Raw genomic sequence first — 15,393 nt, 5'->3', positions numbered from 1 at the left:
TCCTCCTGTTCCCGAGCGCGACAGGCCGGGCACCTGTCCTACCTGGTAAAGAAGCGGTCAGACAAAGGTCCCGGTACCGCAAGCTCCCCCCGGAAGGCCACCGTGGTCGTGGTTGTTCCGGCCACCTGCACGCCGCGCAAGGACATGCACAGGTGCTCGGCTTCCAGAACGACTCCCGCGCCGCGGGCATCCAACGTGTCCATCAGCCATTGGACCGTTTGCACAGTGAGTCGTTCCTGAACCTGCAGATCCCGGGCGAACATTTCCAAACCACGGGCAAGTTTTGACAGTCCTATTAGCCTGCTGCCCGGAAGATATCCGATGTGGGCGACGCCCCGGAATGGCAACAGATGGTGCTGGCACAGCGAATGAAAAGGAATGTTCTTTACAATCACCAACTCCGAGTACCCCTCACTGTTCGGAAAAGTGGTCCACGAAGCGGGCCGGGCGGTAAGCATCTCGGCAAACGCCTGCGCCACCCTCCGCGGAGTTTCCGACAAATGGGGATCCGAAACGTCCCGGCCCAGCGAAACCAGCAAGTCTGTGACGGCTGCGCGGGCCCCTTCCAGGTCAATTCCCGTCGGTGCTGTCCGTTCAAGATCGAGCCGGTCGAGTTCACCAACCGGCGCGGAGTACACGCTTTGCCGTGTGGAGTACTCAGATAACATGGCGCCCTCTCTAAAGTCGGCTACTTTGAATTTAGAGCGTATAATATTTTCCGTCAAGCTCCTCCGGAGGTGATTGAATTTCCCTATGAAGTCCTCGCAAATCAACATCAGAAACCCCGACGTCGGTGCACTCGCCGACCCCGTGAGGCGCGCTCTTTACCAGGCATTGATACGCAGCCCGGTCCCCCTCACACGCGACCAACTCGTCAAGATGTTGAATCTCGCGCCAAGTACGGCGTCCTTCCATCTTGAGAAACTGGTTAAAGACGGCTTCCTGAAGACCGAAAGCAAGAAGCTCGGATCCCGGACCGGTCCCGGTTCCGGCCGGCCCAGCAAGCTCTACAGCCCGGCACTGGATGAAGTCCAGCTATCGATTCCTGCACGCGAGTACGAGTTGGCAGGGCGTTTGTTGGCCTCGGCAATCGAAACCTCCGCCGAGACCGGAGAACCAGTGGAAATGTCCGTCGCCTCAGCGGCCTACGCTGAAGGTCATCGACGTGGGCTGGTTGCGGGAGATCTCGAAAAGGCTCTGACTGACAACGGTTACGCACCCGAGCGGGACGGGCAAGGTCTGGTCCTATGTAATTGCCCGTTCCGCCGTCTTGCCGCCGACCACACCCAGCTTGTCTGCGGGTTGAGTGCCGCCCTCCTGCAAGGCACCCTGGATGGGTCCAACGACCAGCAACACCGCGTCGCCCCCGCCCCCGACGGCTCCGCCTGCTGCGCCAGGCTCACAACTACAACCGAATAATCGTCCCAGCACGCCGCCGGCGGAAAACCAGCGGTCAGCAGGAGTTGCGGCCCGCGGTCATTTGGTTTTGGCTGCCCGCTGTCGTTTGGCTGGAGTAAAGTCCCGATGGATAACTTCCGCAATTCTGGCCAAACGCACGTTCCAGGTCAACAATGGCTCAATGGGATACCCGGCCAAACCAGCCTCTTCCGTTCTGTACGTATCCGAGCTCGACAGGTCCGTGACCTTTTACCGCGACTTATTCGGATGCGAAGTAACCCTCCGATCGGCGGAGGCTGCCCTTCTGCTGACCACAGAAGGGTTCCAGCTGTACATCATCGAACGCGGCCGGCATGCTCAACGCCATCCGAGCGGCTTGGGATTCCACCTGCTCATGTGGGCAACGGACAACCAGAAAGACCTGGAAAATTTGAAGCAGGCGCTTCAGGAAACCGGCAACTACGTCGACACTCACACCGCTGGCGACGTCACGTTTGTCGAAGGACGCGACCCTGACGGACTGCGCGTTGTCATCACCCACCCCGATCCCGCACAACAACCGCGCTCGGTCTTCGACAGCCACCTATTCCTCTGAGCGCCTAGGAACACCCGGCCTATAGGTCTTTGTCAATAGAAGTGCCATCATGGGGTCATGGTAGCCGTGGACCCCGTTTCACAAGCTCAAGCCAACCTTAAAGAGGCTGAACGACTTTTTAGGCATGCGGAAGTGCAGTTCAAGCTTGGTGAGATACCGAAGGAAAGACTCGATGAACTGGAACGGCTTTGCCATGTTGCTGAAGAGGACCTCCGCCGCACGGTGAAGGTATTCGGACTACCAATTCCGGATGCGGCAAGATGGAGTGGAAACTTCAGGCCTGGCTGAGCAGGATCAAAGACGCAATGAAAACCACAGGCCGCCCCGGCCGCCCGGCCTCACATGCCACCCTGGAAGAACTCACGCCACTAACGTGACAACTCCGGCGGAGTTGCCAGAAAAACGGTGCGGAAGCGAGGCATGAATGAACCGGCAGCGCCACGATCCCGGGCTTTTTGAGGAGTTCAACCGGCGATACCAGTCCGAACTTCGGGCGCCCGAAGCTGCCGATGTCCTTGAACGCCTCCGCGTCCTGGCCGAACACCGGCCACTAACGCTGTTGACGGCGATAAGGGAGCCTGCCATCAGTGAAGCAGCAGTCCTGTGCACCCTGATCAAAGAAGACCGTGAGCCATAAGACCACGGCGCCGGCTGATCCGGCCACCCTCGCTGTCTGGAGGAGAGTCCTTGACTTCCCCCAGGAACCCTCCTATGGTCAGATTACTAACATTTGAAATGTTAGATTTAGAATCCTTCAACGGCTCACATGCTACTTGAAAGGCTGAGCTGCAGGGCCCTTCAAAAGGCCCGGCAGCGGTATCAGGGGAGGCGTCAGATGCCTTTGTCAGACAAAGAGCAGAAACTGCTCGACGAACTGGAACTCGACCTGGTCACCAAGGACCCGCGTCTGGCCGAGGAACTATCTTCCGGGTTGATCGAACGACGATTTGGGGCCACTACCTACTTCGCCGTCATGGCGTGCCTGATCGGCGTTGTGTTGCTCATCGCAGGAATCGCCTCGCAAGTGACGGCAGTCGGCGTCCTGGGCTTCCTCCTGATGGGAATAGGCACCTACCTTCTTGTGGGGAACAGCCCCATCAACCTGGCAGGGCGACCCAAGCCAGGGAAACCATCATCGCCTTGATGCCTCTGCCGACTCCAGAGCGGAGGGGAAACCCGGAATTGGCTGAAGGAGTGTATAAACGTTGGACCTATCAGCGGCCACAGACGGTACGCCGACATACATTGACGCACGGGCGGAACGTCCACTTCTCGCGAAGCCTCCCGGGAACTCACCCCTTCCCTTCTCTTAAGCGAAGACGGGCAGGTTCCCGAGGACGCGTTCCGGGACTCACCTCATATTAATATCAGTGCCATAAGGAGATCATCGTGGTTGCGAACCCAATTCCCGCTTCCAGCAACGGATGGATCAGCCGAGTGCTAGATAGGGCGCGAACAGAACCGACGTACGGGGCGTTTCTGACATTGTTGACCGGCTTCGTTATCCTGCCCATTGTTTTCGGCCTTGACAAGTTCACCAACATCCTCACTGACTGGGAGCGGTACTTGGCTCCATGGCTTGTCGACTTGCTGCCCTTCAGCGCGCATACGGCAATGCTCATCGTAGGTATCGTGGAGATTGCAGCCGGAATCATGATGGCCATCAAGCCGCGCTATGCAGCGTACGTGGTGGCGCTCTGGCTAACGGGCATCATCATCAACCTGCTGACATTTTCTGGTTTTTATGACATTGCCCTCCGTGACTTTGGGCTCCTCGTCGCCGCCCTGGCGCTGGCGCAACTGGCCCGCAGGTATGACCCCAGAAGCAGCCGGCGAGGCTGGCGCCGGGAATCGGGGGCTACAAGAAGCAGTTCTCGAAGGTGACGAACCCACGTGGGGGCCGTCGTGATGAAACTGATAGGCACCTCACCTGCTGTGACTTTGCAGCAGTCCACAGACCGGCAGCATGGCAGACCGATTTTACGGCTGCCGTCGAACGCAACTGTGCCTCCTGCCATCACTGCGTCAACTGAGCGGGTTTAACGACCACTGTTCGATATCCGGTGGCGGCAGGAGACATCCTGGTTATCAAGACTCAAACCGTCTCCGGCGATCCGCTGCCGGGTTTGGCAATAGGGCATTGCCCCATTGCCGGGGGAGTGCGTCTTCCTCACTTTAGGAAGGGCAGTGGTCCTCCAGCGTGTTTGCGTGGAAGAAGCAAAAAAGTGACTCAGGGGAACGAAAGTAGCGCCGATTCAGCCGGGCCGGGAGCGGTGACGCTGGTGCAGGGAACTTCATTCTGTATCTCATCGTTCAACGGGGATATGTCGGGCTGCCTACCGCACGGGGTGTTCTTCGGGGACACCCGATTCATCAGCGACTGGACGCTAAAGGTTCAGGGCTTCCCGGTCGAGGGCTTGTCGTTTACCGTTCCTGAGCCCTTTCGCTGCGTTTTCGTTGGTAGGGCCCGCAGGAATGATCACACCGACTCTTCGCTGCTCATTGACCGGGAACGGACGCTGGGGGCAGCGCTTGTCGAGACGGTGACGGTGCACAACTATTCCAAGAACCCCGTGCGATGCCGGGTTGAGTTGTTGGCCGACTCGGACTTTGCCAGTTTGTTTGAAGTAAAGGAAGGGCGCGTGCAACAGGGGCATTGTTTTCGAAAGTCGGGCAGGGATGCACTAATGCTCGATTCCGGACGCGAAGGTCAGGAACAGTGGATCACTGTGGCGTTTCCCGGTTCCAGGAATGAGGGCGAAGCTCTGGTCCTGGACGTCGTCATTGCGGGGCACGCGCAGTGGTCCGGCACCATCACTGCCACGCCCGTGGTGGATCTTCCCCTTGGCCCCGGGCACAAAGGAGCAGGCGATTCGGGCGAGGATGCCCTGCGCCGCGTCATGGAGTGGCGCAAGTCCATGCCAACAGCAAAGCTGCGGAATGAAGCGGTAGAGCGGGTAATCGAGCGCAGCCAGGAAGATCTAGGTTCGCTCCGAATCTATAACCCCGATCATCCGGACCGGGCGGTGGTGGCCGCCGGCGCACCATGGTTCATGGCCTTGTTTGGAAGGGACAGCCTGCTTGCCTCGTTCATGTCCTTACTCCTGGACCCTTCGCTGGCCAAAGGGACGCTTTTGACGTTGGCGGATCACCAGGGAACGAAGGTCGATCCCGATTCAGAGGAAGAACCCGGCAGGATCCTTCACGAAGTCCGTTTGGGAGCCTCTGCTGGTTTGGCGCTGGGCGGCCACGGAGTGTATTACGGCAGTGTTGATGCAACGCCGCTCTTCGTTATTGTCCTGGCTGAGCTAAGCCGGTGGGGACTCGATGACGAGGCAATGCGCCGGCTTCTTCCTGTAGCAGACAGGGCGTTGGGGTGGATGGAGGACTATGGCGACCTGGACGGTGACGGATTCATCGAATACAAGCGGAAGACAGACAAGGGCTTGCGAAACCAGGGCTGGAAGGACTCCGGCGACGGTATAAATTTCGCAGATGGCACCTTGGCCGAGCCTCCCATCGCACTGTGTGAGGTACAGGGTTACGCTTATGCCGCCTACGTTGGCCGCGCATTATTAGCCAGGGCTGCAGGTGATCCGCAGACCGCTGATTCTTGTATAACGAAGGCATTGAAGCTGAAAAAGGCGTTTAACGACCAGTTCTGGCTGCCCGAGGATGGATATATTGCTGTTGCCCTAGACAGGAATAAGACACCTGTTGACGCTGTGGCCTCGAACATGGCCCACTGCCTGTGGACGGGAATAATTGACGAAGACAAGGCGCCCAGGGTGGCAGAACATTTGCTGTCCCCTGAAATGTTTACCGGATGGGGGATCCGGACGCTGGCGGCCAACATGGGTGCATACAACCCGGCCAGCTACCACAACGGATCAGTATGGCCCCACGACAACGCGATTGCCGCTGCAGGGCTCATGCGGCACGGTTTCGTCGATGAAGCCCGCAAAGTTGCCTATGCCTTACTTGAAGCCGCGGACCGATTCAATGGCAGGCTCCCGGAACTTTTTTGCGGCCTGGACCGATCAAAATACCCTGAACCTGTCCCCTATCCTGCTTCATGTTCACCACAGGCCTGGGCATCGGCGGCACCTGTCCAGCTCATCCGCACGTTGCTGCGTTTTGACCCCGGCCTACCCTGGGACGAAGTATGGCTGGCCCCGACCATGCCGGCAGAGAACACGCACTTTCACTTCGATAACGTTCCATTTTCTGGGGAAGGACGGATCTCGATTCACATCGATGACGGATCGGTCGACGTGCACGGCCTACCCGAGGCTATCCGGTTGCGCCGTGAACCGCGGCCTCCACTCAGCGAACTCCTCAACCTGGCCGGCAATGATGGCCTTGATTGATTCACATCCAGGCGCAGCAGATGGAAACAGATCACCGGTGGTGGGCGAACGTGACCGCCGGTATTCATCGGGGTTCCGGTCGCCCCATGCCATCCCACAGTAGAGAGTCGCAGTGACTCTCAGTCTGCCGGACTAAGCTTGCTCGACGACCCGATTCAGGATGCTCATTCTGTAGCGTGCAAGCAATGGGGGAGTTGATGACAAGCGGAAAAGAGCGAGATCCTTGGAACCGCGAGTATACACAATTGGTCATTCCACTCGTAGCTTTGACGAGGTGATTGCGATGCTGCACTCCAACGATGTGACGCATTTGGTTGACGTGCGTTCGTTTCCATCCTCCCGGAAGTATCCACAGTGGAACCAGTTGGAGATCCAGAAAGCCATGCCCCAGGAGATCGAGTACAGATGGATTCGGGACCTCGGCGGCCGCCGACATACGCCGGCGGGTTCGATCAGTCCGAACGGTGCGTGGAGAATCAAAGCGTTCCGCGACTACGCCGATTACATGGCAACCGCGAATTTCAGCTCCGGACTCGCTGAACTGGTGAGGATCGCGAGTCAGGGGGTGCCTGCGATCATGTGCAGCGAAGCTGTTCCATGGCGATGCCATAGGCGGCTGATTTCTGATGCACTCATTGTCGCAGGCGTAAAGGTCTTCGACATAATGTCCATCTCCGTAACTCGTCAAGCCAGCATGAATGCGTTCGCACGGGTCGAAAACGGCGGGATCACTTACCCGCATCAGGGCGAGGATTAGCCGGGGATGATAGAGAAGATGGGTGAGCCGGGCCGTGCCTGCCGCTACTCGACGAAGATGCGCCCATATAATGAGCCTGAAACGAAACCTCTCGGAGCTGCTTCTAATCCCGTGGTTCGAGCGCTGATAATGAATTCCCAAGTAGCCCTCGGGCAGTCCGTCCCCGTCATGTTGACAGCCACAAGAGTACCTAAGGAGCATCCGTCATCTGAGGGGCGGAACGACACCCGGGATCTACAGATCAGGCAGGGAAGGAACACTGTGTTAAGCGGCTCACCTCAGGTCCGCTACCGGGCCGGACCCATGTCAAAGAGACGTTCCGCGAGTTGAAGCAGGGGTGTCGGTATGTCTGTATCCTTACCGTCGTTGCTGTGACCCAAGAACACTGCGGCCCCCCTAATATCCCCTTCGATATCAACTCCTGCTTCCCTGATCAACACTTCGGCCCGCGGGTTGACGGGGAGAGGGATATGGTCCGCTTCGTCGTTTAGGTAAACGTGCCAATCTCTGTAGCTAATTGCTTCGAAATTTCCTTGCACCAAGACCTGCCTTTTGGCAACGGTCAAAACGATCCCTTCGACGCGTATGGGCTGGGGGAGGGAAGCTGGGATGATGAGCGCGGTACACGCCGCCGTGGTCATGGCTAGCTATTCCTTTCTATTCTTTAGCAGAAACGGGAGGCCTGAGGCCTTGACGAGGATCCTGGGGGTCGAGCTCCCCGACGTGGATGCCTGCGCGGGCCCGACGCCCGTCCGTTTATTTTTAGAGGCCCTTTCTGTGTATCGGCGTAGAGGCTTCCACGTGCTTGGCACGATTTTCAGATCGTTACTCTTCAATAGCTCTTCCTTGCTTCTTTCCGTCTACCACAGAGTGCCCCCTTGTCAGCATTTCCACTCCTTCGTCTTTACGATCAGCCGGTTTATTCCATACGCTCGACGCCGTCTCCGGCAACCTCAATTCACGCATTTTGATCGAGAATTCTCTTAATTTCACGAGGGGATAGCTGGGCCCATTTTGCAAGCAACTCATCTGCCACACCCATTGCCGATGCTGCACGAAGAGCCATATCCAGCTGTAGGACGGCATGATCCATCTCCCACTGACAGCCTTCAACTGCAGCAGCGGCCGCCCACACCTTATTTCTCGGATCCGACCGTGGATCTAGACGGAACCCGCATCGGCACTGCCACACCAGATGCAGATCCCGCACCGGACCGCCCAAAATGGGCGACAAGAAATCCCCTGCCGCAGCCGAGCTCTGCATGGTGAGCTCCATGTCGGCACCGCAATGGCCGGGACGCCTCGCCGGAGGCAGCCCCATCCCCGAGGCCGCCGAAAGTTCCCCGCCCTGGTACAGTTTTTGAATTTTACGATCACTACTAATAAAAAGCATCATATTTTCCTCACAGGCAATCACGCAAAGGAAAATCTCACTCCTCTATTTATAGCTGATATTTTTTTTAAATCCAGTCCTCGGCCTTTCCGCTCACTTGTGGAAAAGCAGAGAGGCCGGTTACTCGAGGTCACGTTATACAAGCTAAGGAAAATCACAAAGAGGCAGACAGATGTTTCAACACGCGAAGAACGGTTCCGGGATCACAAGGTTCTCAAGAAACGGGTACTACGAATTAAAGAGCCTCCGCAATACGGATCAAGAGGAGCCGTCTTGCAGGGAGGGTATCGAGCCCCTCCCCCCCCAATTCGGGATGAGGCGAGGTGGGAGTGAGAACTTCAGACGTGCCTGACCCGAAAATTCCGCCACTGTTTCATACCTTGGTGGACCGTTGGATGAAGGGGCAGTCTCGATGTTTCAGGACGCAGAAGATAGGGCTCACCCCACAGGGTGCAAGGACGAGGGGGATCGCCGCAGACTGCTTGTTATCGGTGGCAGCGATCAGATCGGTGGCAGAGGTGTGCTTGCTTCGGGATGAGGTGGACATCGGTCAAGGCCAGCGGGATTTTGTGCCTCTCCACCGCGGCCGATAATGTGGACGTGCGCAGGATGTTTCGGTAGCCACTCGGCAACTGGAACCGGGAGTTTAGCGACCTTTGTTCATAAGTGGGAGTGGAGTGCGATGCCTCTCTGCTGACACCCATTCGCAAGTCAAGGTTACTGACTACCTACAGGACCAGGGAAGATTCCAGTGGCTCAGTGGCTCAATAGATCGCCGGTCGCTTGAATTTTTACAGCGTCGCACCCGACCGCTGCGTGATTTTCACGTCAGATTAGTGCCTATTCGAAGCACCGATAATGGTGATTCTGTAAATCTGTACCGGCTGGGCCGAGCCGGGAGTAGTTTGTCCGATTGGGTGACTTCCGCTGTGTAGCCGAAGACCCTGCAGGGGGAGTGCAGGGTCTTCGGGATCGCGGGGTTTGTTAGGCGGGTTGGCCGGCGAGGCCGTATGCCTCGTCGTCGGACGCTTGGGGGATTTTCATCTCGAAGGTCTCTGTGATGGAGGTGTAGTCGTGGTATCCCATTCGGGCCAGGGGCCGGATTTTCGGGATGTCGAGTCGGCCGTCGGGGGTGAGGACTTCGTCGTTGATGTGGATCCGTTCGACCTGTGCGAAGACGATGTCGATGGTCCCGACGTTGGAGTTGCCTGTCATTCTGTGTGTTGAGAGGTACTTGCATTCGAAATGAACGGGGCTCTCGGCAACCATGGGTGTGGGGGAGAGCTCGGCGTATCGCTTGCTGATGCCGGCGCGGTCGAACTCGTTTTCCTCGAAAGGCAGTGCCATGGCGCTGATGTTGACGGCCTCACGGAGGTCGTAGGTGGCCATGTTCCAGATGAACCAGCCGGTCTGCTCCGCGTTGAGGACGGTGTCTTTCCGCCGCCCGTCCGGGTATTGGTTGGCGGAGAACATGACCATGGGCGGGTCGAAGGTCAGGTTCTGCCACTGGCTGTAAGGGGCCAGGTTTTCCACGCCGTCCGGGCTGATGCTGGAGAGCCAGCCGATGGGTCGGGGAACGGTGCAGCTCTTGAAGGGCGAGTAGGGAAGGGGGCTGCGCTCGAGCGCGGGGTCGTATTTCACAAGGTCTCCTCAGAGGTGATGGTTGCCGTTGCGGGGACAGCGGTCCCATGCGGCTTTTCTGAAATTGATTCAAAGGTCCTGGCGCGGTTCCGGACGGCGCGGGAGGTGGCGTAGTACAGGCCGCCTGCGACGACGAGGCCAATGAGCCAGGCCACTTCTGCGCCTCCGAGCAGGTTGGCGATGGGGCCGACGTAGAGCGAGCTGTTCATGAACGGGATTTGGATGAGCACTCCGACGGCGTATGCCAGGAAGGCGCCTTTGTTGAAACGGCCGTATTCGCCGTTTCGGAGGAAGAGTTGGGCGATGCTGTAGCGCTCCTTGCGGACCCAGTAGTAATCGACGAGGTTGATGGCCGACCAGGGGGTCATGAAGTAGAGCAGGAACAACAGAAAGTTAGTGAAGTTGGTCAGGAAGTTGTTGGTGGCCGCCAACGCGATGGCCAGTGAAACGACCGAGATCGCTATGACGTAGAGCGAGCGTTGACGGGGGCTGACCCGGTCTTGGCCGGTGAGGCTGGTGATGATCGTGGCGAGTGACATGTAGCCGCCGTAGGAGCTGAGGGTGTTGCCGGTGAGCTTGCCCAGGATCACGGCGAGCAGGACCAGCGGCCAGATGGCGCCGCCGAGCCCGGCGAGGTAGCCGACCTGGTCGTGACCGAAGGCTTTGCCGCCCAGGGCCGCGGCGAGAGCGCCCAGGGTCATGGCCAGGGAGCCGCCCAGGACGCTGCCCAGGAAGGTCCAGCCGATCGTGGCGCGCTTGGGGGTGTCCTCGGGTAGGTACCTCGAGTAGTCCGCAATATACGGTCCGAAGGTCAGCTGCCATGAGGCCGAGAGGGAGATGCCCAGGACGAACGCGGCCCCATCGAACGCGTTGGTCTCCACGACTGGGCCGATGTTCCCGTCGGCGATGATGCGGACGAGGAGGATGACGAACACGACGGCACTCAGGACGGCGGCGATGTGCGAAAACTTGTGGATGTAGCCGTAGCCGATGATGGCCAGTGTCGCCGACATGAGTGCGAAGACCATGGCGCCCACCTGCGGCGGGACGTGGAGCAGGGTGCCGATCGCCTGGCCGCCAAGGACCAGGCCCGTGGCGTAGAAGCCGACGTAAATCATCAGGGCCAGGACCAGCGGCAGGATCGCCCCGAAGTAGCCGAATTGCGCCCGGCTCTGGATCATCTGTGGCACACCGAGTTTGGGGCCCTGGGCGGAGTGCAGGGCGGTGAAAAACCCGCCTACCGCGTTGCCCAGGATGATGGCCGGGATCGACCAGAGAGCGCTGTTGCCCAAGATGACAAACAGGGCACCTGTTACGACTGCGGTGATGGATGTGTTGGCAGCGAACCATACGAAGAGCAGGCTCCTGGGCTTGCCATGGCGCTCTTCAGGTGGGATGTAGTCGATGGAACGCCGTTCGACGGTAAGGGTCTTCGCCATTGCAGACCTCAAATCTGTTGAAAGTGGGAAGGGGAGGTGAAGCCAGTCACACCAGTATGCGACCGATATACCGGTTGTGCAAGGGGTTCGGCTAAAGTGGGAGCATGATGCAGCAAGGAAAAGCCGCCCAAGCCTACGAGGAGATTGAACGCCTCATCGTCTTCCAGGAACTTACTCCCGGCTCACTTGTCTCCGAGGCGGTCCTGATGGAGAAGACCGGCTTGGGCCGGACCCCGGTGCGGGAGGCCCTGCAGCAGTTGGCCCGGAACCGGCTCGTGGAGATCCACCCCAACAAAGGCGTACTCGTCCCACCCGCCTCGGTAGAAGCCCAGTTAAGGATGCTCGAACTCCGGCGGGTACTCGAAGCCCTGGCGGTGCGTCTGGCCTGTGAAGCCGCAACCAGCCTTGAGCGCAACGCAATGCAGGAAATGGTTCAGCTGCTCGAGGCAGACCGCTTCACGCTCAGGCAGTACCTGGACACAGTCAAGGAAACCCACCAGATGATCGTCGCCGCGAGCCATAACGAATACCTCGCCGACGCCATGGCCCCCCTCCAAGGACTCTCGCGCCGATTCTGGATCACCCACGTCCGGGACGAACAAGCCGAAGTCAGCCAGGGATCACGCCTACACGCCCAAATCCTCCGCGCCATCCTCAACAGCGAAACAGAGGACGCCGAAAAAGCAAGCCATGCCCTCAACGACTACCTCGTAGAGTTCGCCTACCGAACTGTGCGCGCACGCGTGGAAAGCCGCTAGCCAGCACCAGCCTTCGATGGCAGAGGTCGGGGAAGCCTGGCGAAACGCTCGAAAGCACCACTCTTAGGGCTCCTCCCGGGCCGATTTGCGAACGCCGATAATTGACCTTTCGTCAAGCTAACGGCCGAGGCTGGGGGAAGGGGCCTGCCTCCTACGGCGGGGCCGTGAGGCCTGTAAAAATGGGTGCCATGGACAACTCAGAGGCGAGACCGGGTATTGGACATGGACAAGGCTCCGTCCTGGAGGTTCGCGTGGCCCTCGTCGACATAGTAGTTGATCCAGAGTGCAGTTCTCCTCGGGCCTGTCACCCGGTTCTTCACACTGCTGCCTTGGAAGCCACTGCGGGACTTCCGGAAATTCACCGTCGACCGGCCGCAGCGGCGCGAACGGGTCGCTTGTTACAAACCTGTGCAGGTGCGCGTCCTCCCAGCCAAATGCTGCCTGCAGGACCTGATGTACCTGGCTTAGAGTCAGGTAGCCCCGGAGCTCGAATCGACGCCAAATCCCAGGCACGCCGCACTGGGGTCGGGTGAAGCGTTCTACGAATACGACTTCGGTGACAGCTGGCTTCACCGGCTCGAGCTGGTTTCGCGCCGGCCAGTAGACGACGACATTCCGCCGGCCCGCTTGATCGACGGCGCCCGGCGCGGCCCGCTGGAAGATTCCGGAGGTTTGCCGGGTTACGAGGACATCATGGATGCCTTGGCCGATCCGTCGCATCCTTACCACAACGAACACTCCGCATGGGTGGCTGACATGACCGGATCTGCCGAACCATTCGACCCAGCCTTCCTGGACATCTCTGCCATAAACCGAGCACTGGCAGAGCAGTTCTGACCTCCCGTGTCCCCAGGAAAAATTGCCAGGAACGACAGCAACACGACACCTTCTGGGGCCACTCCCCCGCTCGTCTTAAAGGGCCGATAACCGACGTTACGCAAAGCTGAAGCCACCTCGCCGCCCGCAGCCAAGAGTCGGAAGCATCTACCGCTTCCCGTATTTACGGTGGACGGCCTGCTTGCTCACGCCCAGGCATAGGGCGATGGCTTCCCAGGAGAGGCCGGCCTGCCGGGCTTTCCTGACCAGGGACGCTTCCGCGCGCCCGACTTCCTTCTGCAACTGGGCGACTGCCTGCAGTGCTTCAGCCGGTCCTTTCCCGTCCATGGATGCAACCAAAGTTTTCATCTGCTCCACCTCCATGCGTCAACATTAGTTGACGCGTGGAAGTCGGGTCAACATGTGTTGACGACATGCGGGGAGCCGACGCCGTCTCGTGAAAGCAAGTGCGCCCGCACCCGAGAGCGGGTGATCACTTCTACCGGATGCCGAGGGACACCTTGCGCCGGCAAGCGGTCCCACGAGAAACTCGAGGAACGCATGCTGAATTGATGAAGATTTGGACGGCGGGATCTACCAGGGAAAACGAAGGCAACGATGCCTCGTGCCCCTCTGGCGGCAACGGTGCCGCCTCAAGATCCCGCAGACGAAAGGATCGCAATGGCAGGAATGTTCGAACTATTTATCGACGCAGAATCAGCGTTCAGGTTCCGGCTGACAGCACCCGATGGAACCGTTATGGCAGTGTCCAAGCCCTTCGATACCAAGACCGACGCCGTTGCCGGCATCGCCGCTGTACGCGAATACGCCGGCATGGGACTGATCGCCGACCACAGCACAACAGCCGCCAAAGCGGCACCGCCCCCCACCTTGAATGATCCCGGCAGTCGCGCTGACCCTTCTCCGCGAATGCCAAAGATCGACTTCCACGCCCGCGCCCGGGCTGTCCGCCGGGCCGTCTCCGGCCCCCGCTGGGCCGGGGCAGTCCACAACCTTTCCTGAACGGCCTGGGAAGAGGGTTTCGCCCCATGGAGCAGCCAAATGCTCCTAACACGAACCCCTACGTCTTCGTCATCCTGTACCGCTCGATCTGCCGCAGCCGCCGCAGGAGGCTGTCGCGCCGGGGGTGCGGGACGGCGTCGGCCGGTTCTGCGGTGAGGTCGATGTGCTTGGTGCCGTACTGCCACAGCAGGAGGTCGTCCATCAGCCGGTCGGGGCCGGGGGAGTAGCGGTGGTCCAGGGCCTTGCGGACCTCGGTGATGCGGTTGGCGCTGAGCAGGCCGGCCAGTTGCACGGTCTGGTTGAGGCCGTGGGCGGCCAGGAGTTCCGCGGCCCAGCCCCAGTCGTCGTCCACTTTCCGGTCAACGTGCGGGAGCAGGGTCCGCCAGACGTCGCGGATCCGGTTCGGGGTGAGGGCTGCCGCGCCTTCCCCGTCCATGTCCCAGAAGCTGCGGACTTCCTCGTACCGTTCATGCAGGTCCGCGAAAGCCGTCTCCACGGTCTCCAGCATGGCGGCGGTGGCCGTGAATTGCCGGTCGAAGTGCGGTGTCCACGCGCGCGGATCCTCGGCCTTGAACCTGATGTCATGCTCAATCTCGCTCCACGCATGGGCGAAGATGGTACGGATCTGGCACTCGAAGAAGTAGCTGCCGTTGGGCACGGCGTCCGGGTTGAAGACCTGCTGGTACTCCTTGACGGCCTCGTTCTGGATGGTCCGCAGGATCAGGTGCCGGCTGGAGTATCCGTAGGTGCCGGATTCGATGGAGCCGATGTCCTTCTCCCGGTCGCCACGGCAGTCGAAGAGTTGCCGCTGGCGCTTGATGATGTTGGCCACCACGGCGTTCTCCGCCGGGAGCTTGGTGATCACCCGGATGCCCACCATGTCATTGAGCGTCCGGAACGGGTCCGGGAACTTGAGCAGCCGCGGGCCGCCGGGCTCCAGGGGCTCTTCGGTCCGAGAGATCTTTTCCTTGAAGGACTCCACGGTCTTGGTGCGGCCGCTGACGAACAGCGGCGTCACCTCGGTACCCTTGAGCATGTCACGAAGGGTGAGGAGGACGTCCCGGGTGATGAGCTTCAGGGCAGGGCGGACGCGCTCATAGATCTCCACATTGTGCTGTACCGACTCACGCTGCGACGCGTCCAGACTCTCCCAGTTACTCGGCATAATCCCAGCTTACGGCCGGGGTCCGACAGGAACCCGCC

19 protein-coding genes are annotated in these 15,393 nt (G+C 59.6%); 11 read left to right on the top strand and 8 right to left on the bottom strand.

Going from position 1 to position 15,393, the window contains the following annotated elements:
* Positions 1-38: 38 nt before the first annotated feature.
* On the bottom strand, positions 39-725 hold the full coding sequence (gene folE / locus AC4EEO_RS18345) for a GTP cyclohydrolase I (protein ID WP_476741540.1): 687 nt from the start codon (positions 723-725) through the stop codon (positions 39-41).
* A gap of 28 nt (positions 726-753) precedes the next feature.
* Here folE and AC4EEO_RS18340 point away from each other — a divergent pair, with 28 nt between their 5' ends.
* The 8 genes from AC4EEO_RS18340 to AC4EEO_RS18305 all read left to right on the top strand — a co-directional run bounded on the left by AC4EEO_RS18340 (position 754) and on the right by AC4EEO_RS18305 (position 7,120).
* Positions 754-1,419 (top strand): helix-turn-helix transcriptional regulator, encoded by a 666-nt coding sequence (locus tag AC4EEO_RS18340; protein ID WP_476741541.1) that lies wholly within the window; start codon positions 754-756, stop codon positions 1,417-1,419.
* 160 nt (positions 1,420-1,579) lie between these two features.
* On the top strand, positions 1,580-1,993 hold the full coding sequence (locus AC4EEO_RS18335) for a VOC family protein (RefSeq protein ID WP_491329037.1): 414 nt from the start codon (positions 1,580-1,582) through the stop codon (positions 1,991-1,993).
* A gap of 57 nt (positions 1,994-2,050) precedes the next feature.
* Positions 2,051-2,281, top strand: coding sequence for a hypothetical protein (locus AC4EEO_RS18330; protein WP_476741543.1), 231 nt, complete (start codon positions 2,051-2,053; stop codon positions 2,279-2,281).
* Between the two features lie 136 nt (positions 2,282-2,417).
* Positions 2,418-2,630, top strand: a complete 213-nt coding sequence (locus AC4EEO_RS18325) for a DUF488 family protein, N3 subclade (RefSeq protein ID WP_491329038.1) — start codon at positions 2,418-2,420, stop codon at positions 2,628-2,630.
* A gap of 198 nt (positions 2,631-2,828) precedes the next feature.
* Entirely contained in the window at positions 2,829-3,137 is a 309-nt protein-coding gene (locus tag AC4EEO_RS18320; RefSeq protein WP_491329039.1) for a DUF3040 domain-containing protein, read from the top strand.
* 245 nt (positions 3,138-3,382) lie between these two features.
* Positions 3,383-3,877, top strand: a complete 495-nt coding sequence (locus tag AC4EEO_RS18315) for a hypothetical protein (RefSeq protein WP_476741545.1) — start codon at positions 3,383-3,385, stop codon at positions 3,875-3,877.
* A gap of 341 nt (positions 3,878-4,218) precedes the next feature.
* Positions 4,219-6,363 carry an amylo-alpha-1,6-glucosidase gene (locus AC4EEO_RS18310; protein WP_476741546.1) on the top strand — a complete coding sequence of 715 codons (2,145 nt, stop codon included), beginning with the start codon at positions 4,219-4,221 and terminating at the stop codon, positions 6,361-6,363.
* Positions 6,364-6,586: 223 nt separating this feature from the next.
* Positions 6,587-7,120 carry a DUF488 domain-containing protein gene (locus tag AC4EEO_RS18305; RefSeq protein ID WP_476741547.1) on the top strand — a complete coding sequence of 178 codons (534 nt, stop codon included), beginning with the start codon at positions 6,587-6,589 and terminating at the stop codon, positions 7,118-7,120.
* Positions 7,121-7,407: 287 nt separating this feature from the next.
* Here the strand turns inward: AC4EEO_RS18305 and AC4EEO_RS18300 are convergent, their stop codons facing one another.
* The 4 genes from AC4EEO_RS18300 to AC4EEO_RS18285 form a co-directional block, all read right to left on the bottom strand.
* Entirely contained in the window at positions 7,408-7,761 is a 354-nt protein-coding gene (locus AC4EEO_RS18300) for a DUF3846 domain-containing protein (RefSeq protein WP_491329043.1), read from the bottom strand.
* Between the two features lie 317 nt (positions 7,762-8,078).
* Positions 8,079-8,516 (bottom strand): hypothetical protein, encoded by a 438-nt coding sequence (locus AC4EEO_RS18295; protein ID WP_476741549.1) that lies wholly within the window; start codon positions 8,514-8,516, stop codon positions 8,079-8,081.
* Between the two features lie 981 nt (positions 8,517-9,497).
* The gene (locus AC4EEO_RS18290) at positions 9,498-10,154 is read right to left on the bottom strand and encodes a flavin reductase family protein (RefSeq protein ID WP_476741550.1); all 657 of its coding nucleotides are present in this window, start codon (positions 10,152-10,154) and stop codon (positions 9,498-9,500) included.
* Positions 10,151-11,593 carry a purine-cytosine permease family protein gene (locus AC4EEO_RS18285; protein ID WP_491329044.1) on the bottom strand — a complete coding sequence of 481 codons (1,443 nt, stop codon included), beginning with the start codon at positions 11,591-11,593 and terminating at the stop codon, positions 10,151-10,153. Before AC4EEO_RS18285 ends, AC4EEO_RS18290 begins: the two co-directional genes overlap by 4 nt.
* Positions 11,594-11,697: 104 nt before the next feature.
* On the opposite strand from AC4EEO_RS18285, the gene AC4EEO_RS18280 reads away from it, so the two are divergent.
* Positions 11,698-12,351 (top strand): GntR family transcriptional regulator, encoded by a 654-nt coding sequence (locus AC4EEO_RS18280; protein ID WP_133832764.1) that lies wholly within the window; start codon positions 11,698-11,700, stop codon positions 12,349-12,351.
* Between the two features lie 117 nt (positions 12,352-12,468).
* Here AC4EEO_RS18280 and AC4EEO_RS18275 read toward each other — a convergent pair whose 3' ends face one another.
* Positions 12,469-12,864, bottom strand: coding sequence for an IS1096 element passenger TnpR family protein (locus AC4EEO_RS18275; RefSeq protein WP_491340449.1), 396 nt, complete (start codon positions 12,862-12,864; stop codon positions 12,469-12,471).
* Positions 12,865-12,870: 6 nt separating this feature from the next.
* Between AC4EEO_RS18275 and AC4EEO_RS18270 the strand changes: the two genes are divergently transcribed.
* Positions 12,871-13,188, top strand: a complete 318-nt coding sequence (locus AC4EEO_RS18270; RefSeq protein WP_491340448.1) for a plasmid pRiA4b ORF-3 family protein — start codon at positions 12,871-12,873, stop codon at positions 13,186-13,188.
* Positions 13,189-13,335: 147 nt separating this feature from the next.
* Here AC4EEO_RS18270 and AC4EEO_RS18265 read toward each other — a convergent pair whose 3' ends face one another.
* Positions 13,336-13,551 carry a transcriptional regulator gene (locus AC4EEO_RS18265; RefSeq protein ID WP_109044167.1) on the bottom strand — a complete coding sequence of 72 codons (216 nt, stop codon included), beginning with the start codon at positions 13,549-13,551 and terminating at the stop codon, positions 13,336-13,338.
* Positions 13,552-13,857: 306 nt separating this feature from the next.
* Between AC4EEO_RS18265 and AC4EEO_RS18260 the strand changes: the two genes are divergently transcribed.
* A complete protein-coding gene (locus AC4EEO_RS18260) occupies positions 13,858-14,190 on the top strand; it encodes a YegP family protein (protein WP_491339440.1) in 333 nt (110 codons plus the stop codon).
* 58 nt (positions 14,191-14,248) lie between these two features.
* On the opposite strand, the gene AC4EEO_RS18255 is transcribed toward AC4EEO_RS18260, so the two are convergent.
* Entirely contained in the window at positions 14,249-15,355 is a 1,107-nt protein-coding gene (locus AC4EEO_RS18255) for a GTP pyrophosphokinase (protein ID WP_026264859.1), read from the bottom strand.
* Positions 15,356-15,393: the final 38 nt, after the last annotated feature.

It is taken from the genome of Pseudarthrobacter sp. MOO13 (assembly GCF_058267655.1).
This window is presented reverse-complemented; position numbering and strand designations above follow the sequence as displayed.